Here is a 13,133-nt window from a genome sequence, read left to right as displayed (position 1 = left end):
TCTACTCAATAAAAATCTCGAGACGCTCGCCGTTCTCAAGGTCTTGCAGATCTAAAAGACGCCCGCTCGCTCCACGGTCAATCGCACTCAAGAGATCTTCTACGCTGTTGCTTTTGAGCTGTGGCAACACCTGTACACCGAGGCGCAGGGCCGCCCGCACCAGGCTGACCGGTATCGTCGCCGTTACATGCACACGCTGTTTACCAGCCTTCGTCTGGGTTCCCAGCGTGGTCGCGCGCACCCGTAGCAGACGATCTCTTCTGCTTGCGAGCAGGCTACGCGTGTCATGGCGCTCTTGCTCGTCCTCCAGGGCATCAAAGAGTTCGCTAGCCTCCCTGGAGCTGAGCTGGCCTGTCTCGACCAGTTGCAGAATTTGCTCCCGCTCGTCTTTTGTCGCAGCCATGGCGCTATCCCTTCAGCAGGCGCATCGCCTCCTCGACACTGATCTCCTTGGAAGCCAGTCGGTCGAGAACAGCCCGGCGGTCGACGCGCGTCTCCTCTGGGGTTCCACCCAGAGCGGCGACGATCTCATCCAGGCGACTACGCGCCGTGTTATAAGCCACATTCATTTCAGCGGCCAGCTTCTGGATGTTCCCCCGGTACTTGACCATAAGCTCCACAAAGTCCAGTTGCTCTCGCGTCAAGCGGCCAATCCATCCCAGGCTAAATTGACCCTCAATCACAATGCCACTCTCGGGACACTCCAGCCGCGTCACTACCAGTTCATTTCCACTAACGGGATCCCGTGTAATCAATGGATGCATATGCGTTTCTCTCTCCTCATTTCGCCACGCCCCGACTTGCGCAGGTGCGCTCGCAACCTGCTGCCATGGCCTGCCAGAGACATGGAATATGGTTCTTTTTGTGGATCGTACACGTGCAAATACTTGCTAGCTCAGTGTTTACACTGCCAGACCGCTTTTGTTAAGACAACCAAAATGGGAATGATGCTACCGATCAAGGTTTCTTTGCCTTAACGCAAGAAGAGTTCATAACTTCTAACCGTTCCCATGGCCTCCATCTTGCGACCCAGGGCGGCAACACGGCGCCCCATCCCGGCAATGGCACGCCGACCCATACCCGGATCGCGCAGGCGTGCCACGGCATCGCTATAGCAACACTGCTCCGCCATCGCCTGTAGTTCCTGATAGCGCAACGCCATCATCTCTTCTGGCCTCTGCATACCCATCACTAACACATCCTTTCCTTGTGACTAACGAATATTTGCACTTGACTAGAATTTTCTATTAACCACATGGCAATAATACCATCCAACAACAATAAATGTCAATATATTTGGCAATTAAAATCAAGACATTGACAATATTCGCTTAAAACAGAGATATTTTTTACAGTCTGACATTACCCGCTGCTATTTCAATCGAGAGGGGAAAAGCAGGTCTTCCCATCGTGAGCATTGCAGCGAAAAATTCGTATACATAGAGAATGCATCTATGAGTCAGGATAGACACCTTGTAAGGCGAAGGATATCGAGATGACGACACTTACCAGGCCACGCCTCATGACGGCACACTCTAGACAGTCTGAGCTTCTTTCTATGATTACTCTGGCGTTGTGGCGTCTGCGCCATAGCGCCTTTATGCTCTTTATGACCGGCCTGGGTACAGTGTGCGCAGTCATGATCGTCTGCGCCCTCCCTGTTCTTCAAGTCGTTACGACGACTGCGGCTCTGCGCGATCTGCTACGCGCTACACCTTCAAATTCAGAGCTTATGGTCCAGGTCAGTTCCAGGACTCTTGCCAGCGCCAAGTACGCCCAGCAAAGCCAGCAACTGGGGCAACCCTTCACGCAACAGATGTCCCCCTATTTAACCAGCGCTCCTCCGCAAGCAACTTTACAATTGCTCAATTTGCCTGTTATCTCGCCTCATCCTATTTCTCATGTCGCGACGTTTACTCTTACGGGCGTCAACGTGCCAGAGGGATCTTCCCATCTAAAGATCCTTCAGGGGCGCCTCCCCCAGGAAAACACGTCCGGGCCTCTCGAAATCGCGCTTTCACAAGAGACGGCACGCGAATTGACCAATGAGCCGCTGCATATTGGAAGTCTCTTCAGCACAACCCTCAGTAGTAGATTGGATAGCAGCTCAGATCCCACAAAGTATACGCCGCGCCCCTGCAATTTCGTCTCGTGGGCATTTTTCAAACGCTCGAGAACGATCCCTACTGGCATGGAGACACGCTCGATCCTACAGCAGAGGGTGATCCGCCTAAAAATATCCATTATCCCTTACTGCTCTCGCTTCCGGCTCTCCTTAAGCAGGCCGATCGACTGGCTACACATGAGGTCCCAAGCTCTCAGCTCGTCTTAGAGAAACCTTTTTCCCTCTACTGGTACCGGCATTTTGATATCTCAAAGATCTCAGTTCTACAATTCCCTGACCTGGTGCAACGGCTACATCTCTTGCAGGCCATCTACGCTAATAAATTTGGTAGCAATGCCAATAATCAGGCCCTGGATATCTCCAACATTTTTCTGAGCGGGGCCGCGATCTCCTATTACAATCAGCCAGGGATTCTAGAGCGCTTACAAAACCGCCTCTCGGTCTCCAATATTCCGATATTCCTTATCTCGGGTGCGATTGCGGCTCTTGTACTCTACTTTGTGGCAATTATGACCTCTCTGCTTGTTGAGCATCAAGCCCACACTATTACGATGCTGCGCAGTCGGGGAGCCAGTGGGCGCCAGGTCTTTCTGACCCTGGCCACGCAATGCCTGATCCTGGCCCTGCTGGCCTTACTGCTTGGTCCCTTGCTCGCACTGGCCCTGGTCGCGTTCTTTGTTCCGCGCCTCCTACCCACTTCAACACTGGATGCGCTCAATGTGCTCTGGCCCAACCCCTTGCCCGTGCTCGCCCTTACCCCGACCTATGCGCTTGGGGCCATATTCATCAGCCTTGTCATTATGTTTTTCGCCCTTCAGCAAGCCCTGCGTAGCAATATTCTTGATCAGCGCCGCCAGGCAGCGCGTGCCTCACAGGCACCTCTCTGGCAGCGTTTCTACCTGGATGTCATTCTCCTGGTAGTCGCGCTCGTCGCCTATATCCTGGTTCTCTATACCTCTAGTTTCCCGGGCCTGCTCGACATTGGCACCTACCTGCTGATAATTTCACCGCTGCGCATCCTGGTGCCCATCTTCCTGGTTATTGCGCTGATGCTGCTCTTTTTGCGTCTCTTCCCGCTTCTCCTCAAGTTGGTGGCACACCTGGCTCAGCGGGGGAAATCAGCAGCGCCCATGCTGGCCTTCGCCCAGATGACGCGTTCGCCACAACGGGCCTTGCAGATGATCCTGCTCCTCTCCCTGGCCTGTGCCTTCGCTTTTATGTCGCTGATCTTTGCCACAACCCAGGATATACACCTGACCGATGTCACTAACTATCAGACAATGTCCGACTTCTCCGCCCAGATCTCCGACCTCGCCGAAGAGCCGTTGCGAGACACCTATGCTCGCTACCGCTCACTTCCTGGCGTCACCTCGCTCTCCATCGGCTATGTTAATGACGGAACCCTCACCGGCGAGACCCCCGGTCGCCTCTTCGCCATCGATAGCCAGACCTTTGCGCAAACCACACTCTGGCAATCGTCCAATTCAAGCAAGTCGCTGTCAGTTCTTATGCATGAATTAGCCGAGAAGAGCACAAACGCAAACTTCAAAGATGGCATTCCTGCCATTGTTGATGCCTCAACGTTGAATAATCTCAACCTGCATGTCGGTAGTACCTTCAGTATCAATGGGGCCTCACTCGGTGATCAAACGCTACACCTCGTCATTATTGATAGCGTCGACCATATCCAGTCGCTTAACAATAGCACCGATGCCGCCTTTAACCTCAGTAATCCTTTGCCCAGCGGCGTCTTGATTGACTATGAGACGATGAACCGCTACCAGATACAGGACGGCGGACAGATCACGACCCCTAATATGATCTGGATGCGCTCCCAGGACTCAAGCACAGCCCTCAAGGCGCTCCGTAATGCCTTGAGCGATCCCATGTTATCGCTGGTCAACATCGAGGATCGGCGTGCGATGATTGATTCCCTGCACCAGGATCCGCAAACCCTGGAGTTGCTGGGGCTCATTCTGATTGGAACGGTCACAGCTTTTGTTCTCGCGCTTTTCGGCAATTTTGTCGCGGCCTGGCAGAGCGCGCGCTCTCGCCTGACCCACTTCGCGGTTCTCCGCGCGCTAGGCACCGATGCCCGCCAGGTTGCTCAGGTGCTCTTCTGGGAACAATGCACGATCTACGGCACCGCGCTGTTACTAGGCATATTCTTCGCGGTGGTCCTGGCACTGCTGGTCGTGCCCAACCTCGTCTTTACCACGACTCCCGTAAGTGGCGAGAATACCTATCTAGGGGGCGCCGAGTTTTACGCGCTCCAGTATATTGTGCCAACACACATCATCTATCCCTCCTCGCTCTGGCTGGCGTTGGGCCTCTTCGTTGCCATCTGCGTACTCGCAATCCTGATGATGATTCGCCTGGTACTACGCCCAACTCTCTCTCACATGCTCCGCTTGAACGAAGATTAAAGCAAGAAGCTAGAGTAATGCCAGGCTGTACGCCTGGCATTACTCTAGCTTCTTTTAACCGTAAGTTTTTTTGCTTCTCGTGAGATTATTATGGGACAGGACGTACTTATCTATGACTCCTGATGTTCAGGCACTGCCGCCTACAACTCCTGACTAGAAGCCAGCCATCACCTCTAAGATCTTATTCCGAAACCCAACGCCACTGGCGTGTCTAGCGCTTCGCGCTCAGGGTGTTCGGATAGGAAGTACTAGATAAAGGAACTGCTCGATGTCCAGTATTACTCATGCACCGCCTCGTTCGAGTAACCGCACGCTAACGCCGCCAGCTGTGACGTTGGCGCTCTGGAGTCTCAGCCGCACCTGGTTTCTCCTCCTCATTATTGCGCTTGGACTCATCTCGGCCATCGCGGTTGCCTGCACCATTCCACTCTATTCGACTGTAACGACAACCGCTGGCCTGCGTGGCATCCTCAGTACAACGGTGAATACACCCGAGGTAAGCCTGGGGCTCAATCCAGCGGGCTTCTCTAGCAAGACCCTGCAGGCGAACTATAAGGCACTCGATCCCTTGATGCGCCAGCACCTTGGCCCTTATATATCAGATCAGCCGTCACTGATGTTCTCTTCAAACAGTATCTCTGTTGCCTCGCCCAAACTCCCTGCCGGCAACTCCTATGAATTAACGAACTATACCGCCTCATTCCCTCAAGATGGGAAGCATCTGCACCTACTCTCTGGCCGCTTCCCCAATGTACATAGTAAAGAGTATGAGATTATTCTGACAGCGGATACTGCCAGCATCAACAAACTTGTTGTTGGTTCATCCCTGACCTTGACCACAACGGTTATGGATGCCCCCTTTGAGGAAGTGTCGCGAAATGTCTCAACGCCTGAAGACCTCCAGGCTCAAATCACTAAGCATACATACACGCTAAACTTTCCCGCTCGCGTGGTCGGTATCTTCGCGGTCCCTGAGACAGAACGCGCCTACTGGCATCAAAACGACTTCACGCCAGATGTACATTCCGTAGGCGCTCGCGATATTCCCGTCTATAAGTTCCTGAGCGCCAATGAACTCCTGCTCGCCCCCTATGACCAGTTCGCACAGGCACACCATATCGACCAGGCCTATTCCTATGTCTCATTCTTCTATAATCAAAGTGCCGCGTATCTAGCGCATATCACCACTTCTTCAGTACCTGACGAAACCTGGACTTATCGCGTCGATCCCCAGAGAGTCGATTTTACCCAGTTTGACAGCTTCTCAAGTAATATTTCAGGACTGCAATCCGATATGACGCGCCAGCATGGCGACCTGCTTTCACGACACGATACCTATACCAATCCCTTCAGTGCCAATTCTCAAGGAAACTCCTCCATACCCAATGTCAACTCCATGTTTCTGACCAGCGCGCTCTTCAGTAGCCAGGATGCGCCCGGTGTGGTCGATCAGTACCATAATCGCCTCTCGGTCGTGCAGCTTCCCGTGGCAATCATCTCAGCGCAGATCATTGCCCTGATCCTGTTCTTCATTAGCATGATGTCGGGACTGCTAATCGAGCGCCAGCGCGATACCATCGCGATCCTTCGCAGCCGGGGAGCCAGTGGAGGGCAGGTCTATGTCGCTTTGTTAACTCAGGGCTTCTGGCTCTGCATTCTCGCGCTGCTTAGTGGTCCAATTCTGGCGATAATCGCAGCTTACTCCCTGGCACATAGCCAGCTCGCCAGCACCGATTTGAGCGCCCTGCTTGTGCTTTCCCAGCGCCAACGTGAGGTACTCCAACTGATCGCTCCTTACGCGCTGCTTGTGGCCCTGGTCTCGTTTCTCACTCTGGCAATTGCGCTCTATGGCACCAGAAACATGGATGTCCTGGCGACGCGCCGTGAGTCCTCTCGCTCCACGCGCCGGGGACTGATTCAGCGTCTACACCTGGATATTGTGGCCGCGATTGTGGCGCTCTGTGGCTTTGGGGTCTCGACCTACCTGAGCGGCTTGAATAGCCTGCTCGATGTGCGCACCAGGTCCCTCATCGCAACGCCCCTCTCCCTGGCGGCCCCCCTCTTCCTGATCATTGCCGCCGTCCTGCTCTTCTTCCGCTTCTACCCGGCTCTGCTCAACCTGGCTGCTCGCCTGGCAGGGCGGGGGAAAAGCGCGTCTTCGATGCTGGCCCTGGCTCAGATCTCACGCGCACCCGGACAGAGTGTGCGCATGATTCTCTTGCTCGCGCTGGCCCTGGCCTTTACCATCTTTACCAGCGTCTTCACAGCGACGCAGAACCAGCACGCCCAGAGCCTGGCGAGCTACGAGGCAGGTGCGGACTTTAGCGGCCCATTGCCAGTACATGGCACCTATATCCCCCCCCAACAGACACAGCAAAAAGAGTACGCAAAGCTTCCAGGCGTAAGCGACGCCAGCATCGGTTTTGCGGGTCCAGCCGCGATTAATACCGCTAATAACAGCGGCCCCACCTCGCTTTTTCAGGTACGCGCAGTCGATACCAGCACCTTTGCCGCGACCGCCTACTGGCCCGATCAACCACAGCTCGCTACTATGATGCAGCAGCTACGCGCGCCTCATGGACCACAGGGAGCCGTTCCGGCCTACGTTGACCAGTTGGCATGGGATCGGCTGAATCTCCATATGGGTTCTGTCTTTACGATTCAAGTCAGCAACCTGGATATTGCTGACCTGAAATGCGTGGTGGTGGGCAAGGTAGAGCACCTTCCGACTGTCAATGATAGTACGCAGGGAGGTCTGCCCAACGAGACGCAGCCTTCAGCGGGCGTCATCGTCGATTATCAAACCTACCTGAAGGCCTATCAGCAAGAGGCGCAGGACAGCGGCTTTACCAGTGGAGGCAAACCTCTGGCCCCGAATTACTTCTGGCTGCACACTACCGATGATGCCACCCAGCTCGCCAATTTGCGCGGCTCTCTGCGTGATCGACTGGGCTCACAACAGTATACGCAGGGCGTCTATGACCGGCGGGAGATCTTCAATAGCCTGCGCACTGATCCACTGAGCTTGAACCTGCTGGGCATCCTGGAAGTGGGTACCATCATAGCGCTCCTGCTGGCCATTGTGGGCGACCTGCTCGCCTCCCTGCTGAGCGTACGCCCACGCCTGGCAAACTTCGCCGTCTTACGCGCCCTGGGAACCTCACCGGGACAGGTCGCCAGCGTGCTTGGTTGGGAGTTAAGCCTGATCTACACAACAGGTGTGCTTCTGGGAATTCTGGCGGGTATGCTGCTCTCGCTTACCCTGGTCCCCAACCTGGTTTTTAGCGGTGTGCCGAATATCGGCATCCTGAGCACCCTCTCACTGCCAGATTTTTACGCGTTGCAGCAGATCATTCCAGTGCAACCAATTTTTCCTTCGACGCTCTTTCTGGCCTTTGGCGTGCTCGTGATTTTCTTCTTCGTCGCGCTCGGTCTGATGATCCGCACGGTATCGCGCCCCTCCATGGGACAGGTCCTGCGCCTCAACCAGGACTAAGCGAACGGGGTCCAGTGGCAGAGCCCTTGGCGGGGTTTGGGGTGTCCCCAAATTCCTTTCCCCCCTTGCCCAGAAAACAGGAGGGGAGATCAATATCATACACTGAACATAAAGGAATATATGTATGGCAGCCAGTACAACACAGACAAGGACAAAGCAACCGCTCGCGAGAAAGCCACGCGCCTCGTTCTCGGCGGTAACAACGCTCGCACGCTGGCGCTGGCGTCAAAGTGGCTCACTCCTGCTGCTGACTGGGCTGGGGATCATGGCCGCAATTGTGATCATGTGTACGGTCCCATTGCTCTCGACCGTCACCAATACAGCGGGATTACGCTCGACCCTCAACGCGTCCCCAATCAATCGCGAGTTACAAATCGATACCAGCATTCAAGGTCTCTCCTCGCAATTGATTAAGGATGTGCATAACCAAGTCGATCCCCTGGTCCAGCAACGCCTCCATCCCTACCTGACAAATCAGGTCCAGTCCTCCCTGCAATTCCCAGGCATGAGCATCCTGACCCCTAAACCTCAGCACTCTGGCGATCAGTTACAACTCTTCGCCTCGACGCCCCCACAATTGCAGGCCCATATCTCTCTCATAGAGGGCAAGCTTCCCAGCGCTACCAGTGGCGAGCTTGAACTGCTGCTTACGCGCGAGAGCGCGCTCAGCATGCACGCTCGGGTGGGCGATACAGTTGGAGTACAGCTCCCCTACATGCTCAATCCACAGTCCCAGAATACACAGAACACGACTATTAGCATGCGCCTGGTTGGTATCTTCAAACCAAACACCGCTAATGACCGCTTCTGGAATGGTTCAAGTTTTCAGCCGACGAAGGCTGGCGAGTGGACGTATTACAATGGCCTGGTCAGCGATAACACGCTCTACCAGACCTTTGATAGCGTGGCCCAGCTTACCCACTCCCAGGCAACGCTTATCACCTCGCCTGTGACACTGCACTGGATCTACTACATCAATCCGACCAGTGTCTCGATGAACAATCTAGATGATTTTAGTCGCCAGATGAACCTGGTTCAGACCGGGATGGCCAATAAATATGGCGCGCTTTCGCCCACCGCGACTACCCTTCCGCCCTATCCCTACTTCAAGCAGGTCAAGCTCTCTGGTCCCCTGGTTGACTCTAGCAATAGCAGCGGCATTCTGGGTCAGTTCCGTGACCGCATTTCCATTGCGCGTATTCCCATCCTCGTCCTCTCGCTCCAGATCATTGCCCTGATCCTGATCTTTGTGAGCATGATGTCGGAGCTCCTGGTAGATCGTCAGGCGGACTCTATCGCGACCCTTCGCAGTCGAGGTGCCAGTTCTAGCCAGATCTTTGGCTCGCTCGCCGTTCAGGGTCTGCTGATCAGTGTACTGGCGCTCATCGTGGGCATGCTCCTGGCACTCCCTCTGGTGAATCTCATGGCGCATACCCTACTGCCAGTCACCGACCAGGACGCGCTCAACCTCATCGCCAATGCGCCGCTCCTGGCCCTGATTGCCGAGGCTCCTTACGCGCTTCTGGCAGCGGGTATCGCCGTTCTCGCGCTGCTCTTTACCCTGAACCGCGCCACACACATGGATGTTCTCTCGGTACGACGCGAGGCCGCGCGCACGCAGCACCACCCCTTCTGGCAGCGCCTCTACCTCGATGTCGTGGCCGCAATTATCGCCCTGGCTGGCTACTTTGCCTCGCTCTATATCACCACTATTAGCAGTGGCGGCCTGCTCGATATTCGCACTCAGACCCTGGTTTCTTCGCCTCTCGCGCTTATCGCGCCTGTCTTCCTGCTCATAGCCTGTGTCCTGCTCTTTATGCGCGTCTTTCCTGTCTTACTACGCTGGGGATCGAAACTGGCGGGACGTGGGAGCGGAGCCGCCACGATGCTGGCCCTGGCCCAGATGTCGCGCTCGCCCAGGCAAGCACTACGCATGACGCTCCTGCTCTCGCTCGCCACCGCCTTCGCGATCTTTACGCTTGTCTTTACCGCGACCCAGGCACAGCGTACGCAGGACCTGGCTGCCTATCAGGCGGGAGCCGATTTCAGCGGCATCCTCCCGGCCCCCAATACCATTGCCCAACCACCTGTTTCCATCCAGGGTTGGCAAGAGCGCTACCGCCAGCTGCCCGGTGTCGTCTCAGCCTCGGCAGATTATCAGGTCAATGGGGCCACCAATGGCATCTCACCATCGTTGACGCTCCAACTGGAGGCAGTTGATCCAGATTCATTCGCGCAGACAGCCGTCTGGCCCGCCCAGAGCTCAACGCAATCACTTACCACAATGATGCAGCAATTGCGCATTGCCGACGAACCAGGTAAGATACCCGCCTTCGTCGATAGCGTCATCTGGGATACCCTGCAACTCCATCCAGGTTCGACCTTCTCGGTCACACTCGATAATGTGTCACTCGATGTCTATGTGCTTGGACAGGTGGAACATATTCCCACTATTATTGATAATGCCTCTGATATCGCCAATGGCCAGATTCAAGCGCAAGGGGGTATTCTGACCAGCTATATAGGCTTAAACGCAGCATATCAATCCGCCATAAAGAAGCAGGATACTCATCTGCCTATCAACCATATCTGGCTGAAAACGAGCGATGACGCGGCCACGCTGGGCCAGGTGCGCAACGCGCTAACGGCTACTCCTCTGCGCCTTGGCGGACTAGTAGATCGGCGCGCACTCTATAATTCTATGGAGAATGATCCGCTCTACCTCAACTTGATTGGTATACTGATCATTGGCGCCTCCACAGCACTCCTGCTCGCGCTCGTTGGCAGCCTGCTCTCCTCCTGGATTAGTGCCCGCGCTCGCCTGACCAGTTTCGCGGTCCTACGCGCGCTTGGGACAACACCCGCGCAGGTTGCCAGTGTGCTCTCATGGGAGCAGGCTATTATCTACCTGGTGGCGCTCCTGCTCGGCCTGGGTTTTGGCGCGCTACTCTCCTATACCATCGTACCGTCCCTGGCGGTCACCAGTATTCCACCCATCGCGGCCGGAACCTTTGGTGGAGGGAACGCCTTCTATGCGCTCCAGAGCCTGCTACCTACCAGAATTATCATCTCAAGCCAGTTGCTACTGGCACTAATAGCCCTGATTGTGATCTGCATCGGCGCGCTTACAATGATGATTCGTGTCGTCTCAAAACCATCCATGGGGCAGGCCCTACGCCTGAATGAGGATTAAGAGCAAACCCTACGATAAATTGGGAACCTAAGGAGCTAGCATGTCGGAACCTATTATTATTTGTGATAATCTGGTAAAAATTTATAAAGTCGCCGACCTGGAGGTCGTGGCCCTGCAAGGCCTGGATCTGGAGGTGGCGCCAGGTGAAATGATTGCCATCGTTGGAGCCTCGGGCTCAGGAAAAAGTACGCTACTCAATATTCTTAGCGGCCTTGATGTACCAAGCGCGGGTGGCTGCCGTGTCTCAGGCAATGACCTGACACGACTCACGGCCGCTCAGCGCCTGAATTATCGCCGCTACATAGTGGGACAGGTTTGGCAGCAAAGCGGGCGTAATCTCCTACCCGAACTGAGCGCGGAGGCCAATGTGGCCCTCCCTCAGATGCTCAGTGGCGTGGGAAGCCGTCAGCGCAATCAACGCGCCCGTGAACTCCTCGGCCTAGTGGGGCTCGGCGATAAGCTGAACAAGAAACCTGATCAGCTCTCAGGTGGTGAGCAGCAGCGCTGCGCCATCGCCGTCGCCCTGGCCAACTCGCCCCAGATCTTGCTAGCCGATGAGCCAACAGGTGAACTCGACTCGGTCACGGCACACGCTATCTACAACCTGCTACGCGACCTTAATCAGCAGCTAGGTCTGACCATCGTTACCGTTACCCACGACGCGGCCCTGGCAGCCAACGTTGACCGCACCATCGCCATCCGCGATGGGCGCACCAGTACTGAGACCGTGCGCCGCGAGGCCGAGCTAGAAGAGCTACACGAGCATATGCAGGAGGCCAGCGCCATTATTGGCCTCTCCACACGCACTCACCGCGAATCGGTTCTGATTGACCGCGCGGGCCGCCTGCAACTTCCCAAAGAGGCTATCGAGCGTCTGCCCTTCAATGGTCGCGCCGAGGTACGTATCGTCGATGACCATGTCGAACTCTGGCCTCTCCAGAGCGAGGGTAATGGTAATGGCAACGGCAAAAATGGACACATCATATCCGAACCCTCCATGAAGGGAGAGAAACGTTAATGGATTCACAAGCACTGACCGCTCAGCAACCAAACGGCACGCTCATTAGCACAATCGTCGAGGCCCGGGGCGTCACACGCGACTTCCCCTCAGGCGGTGGAGTCGTGCATGCCCTACGTGGAATCGATCTGCGTGTCCTCCCAGGCGAATTTGTCGCCCTGCGCGGGCGCTCCGGCTCCGGCAAGACCACCCTGCTCAATATCCTAATCGGGCTGGATAACCCTACCAGCGGCAAGGTCTCCATCCTGGAGAAAGATCTCTCCACGCTTAACGAGACTGAACGCGCGCGCCTGCGCCGCGAAAGCGTTGGCATGATGTTCCAGAACGCTCACCTCTTCCCCTCGCTTACCGCGCAGGAAAACGTCGAAATTCCCCTACGCCTGGCCCGCGTGCCTGGACGCAAACGCACAGAAATGGCCCTACAGGCGCTTGAACACGTTGGCCTGGGCAAACGCGCCCATCATCGCGGCATGGAGCTTTCAGGCGGCGAGCAGCAACGCGTGGCCCTCGCCAGGGCACTGGTCCACAAACCACGTTTTATCATCGCCGACGAGCCGACCGGCAACCTCGACTCCCTCACTGGACGCGACATCATCATGCTTCTGCGCACCATTGCCCACGAGGAGGGCATCGGCATGCTCATCGCCACTCATGACGCCGTCCTCTACAAGGCCGCCGACCGTGTCCTCTACATCAACGATGGCCTCGTCACCACCGAAGCCTCTCAAGAGTAGGTAACTCTTCAATGCAAATAAGCGCCTGCGGCGCTTATTTGCATTGAAGAGTTACACTAAGAATACACACATCCACATTTTCAAGTTCTCCGTTCACTGTCTGCAATAGGGATGGACAATGTCCATAGGCATTATTACGAC

At 55.5% G+C, this 13,133-nt stretch carries 9 protein-coding genes; 6 read left to right on the top strand and 3 right to left on the bottom strand.

What is annotated here, in order from left to right; translation table 11 throughout:
• Position 1: 1 nt before the first annotated feature.
• The 3 genes from JMJ04_RS13385 to JMJ04_RS13375 all read right to left on the bottom strand — a co-directional run bounded on the left by JMJ04_RS13385 (position 2) and on the right by JMJ04_RS13375 (position 1,189).
• Positions 2-403 (bottom strand): SHOCT-like domain-containing protein, encoded by a 402-nt coding sequence (locus JMJ04_RS13385; protein ID WP_201370970.1) that lies wholly within the window; start codon positions 401-403, stop codon positions 2-4.
• Between the two features lie 4 nt (positions 404-407).
• Positions 408-764, bottom strand: coding sequence for a DUF2089 domain-containing protein (locus JMJ04_RS13380; protein ID WP_007907440.1), 357 nt, complete (start codon positions 762-764; stop codon positions 408-410).
• Positions 765-973: 209 nt separating this feature from the next.
• Positions 974-1,189 carry a hypothetical protein gene (locus JMJ04_RS13375; protein ID WP_201370969.1) on the bottom strand — a complete coding sequence of 72 codons (216 nt, stop codon included), beginning with the start codon at positions 1,187-1,189 and terminating at the stop codon, positions 974-976.
• Between the two features lie 306 nt (positions 1,190-1,495).
• Here JMJ04_RS13375 and JMJ04_RS48410 point away from each other — a divergent pair, with 306 nt between their 5' ends.
• From JMJ04_RS48410 to JMJ04_RS13350, 6 genes are all read left to right on the top strand, one after another.
• Entirely contained in the window at positions 1,496-2,332 is an 837-nt protein-coding gene (locus tag JMJ04_RS48410; RefSeq protein WP_307811674.1) for a hypothetical protein, read from the top strand.
• Between the two features lie 74 nt (positions 2,333-2,406).
• The gene (locus tag JMJ04_RS13370; protein ID WP_307811706.1) at positions 2,407-4,551 is read left to right on the top strand and encodes an FtsX-like permease family protein; all 2,145 of its coding nucleotides are present in this window, start codon (positions 2,407-2,409) and stop codon (positions 4,549-4,551) included.
• Positions 4,552-4,819: 268 nt separating this feature from the next.
• Positions 4,820-8,047, top strand: coding sequence for an ABC transporter permease (locus tag JMJ04_RS13365; protein WP_201370967.1), 3,228 nt, complete (start codon positions 4,820-4,822; stop codon positions 8,045-8,047).
• A gap of 124 nt (positions 8,048-8,171) precedes the next feature.
• A complete protein-coding gene (locus JMJ04_RS13360; RefSeq protein WP_201370966.1) occupies positions 8,172-11,240 on the top strand; it encodes an FtsX-like permease family protein in 3,069 nt (1,022 codons plus the stop codon).
• A gap of 40 nt (positions 11,241-11,280) precedes the next feature.
• The gene (locus JMJ04_RS13355; RefSeq protein WP_201370965.1) at positions 11,281-12,258 is read left to right on the top strand and encodes an ABC transporter ATP-binding protein; all 978 of its coding nucleotides are present in this window, start codon (positions 11,281-11,283) and stop codon (positions 12,256-12,258) included.
• Entirely contained in the window at positions 12,258-12,992 is a 735-nt protein-coding gene (locus JMJ04_RS13350; protein WP_201370964.1) for an ABC transporter ATP-binding protein, read from the top strand. The genes JMJ04_RS13355 and JMJ04_RS13350 overlap by 1 nt, the downstream gene beginning before the upstream one ends.
• Positions 12,993-13,133 lie beyond the last annotated feature (141 nt).

The sequence above is a fragment of the Ktedonobacter robiniae genome (assembly GCF_016587375.1).
Lineage (GTDB): Bacteria > Chloroflexota > Ktedonobacteria > Ktedonobacterales > Ktedonobacteraceae > Ktedonobacter > Ktedonobacter robiniae.
The sequence above is the reverse complement of the archived record's forward strand: the minus strand, read 5'-3'. Positions and strand labels throughout refer to the sequence as shown.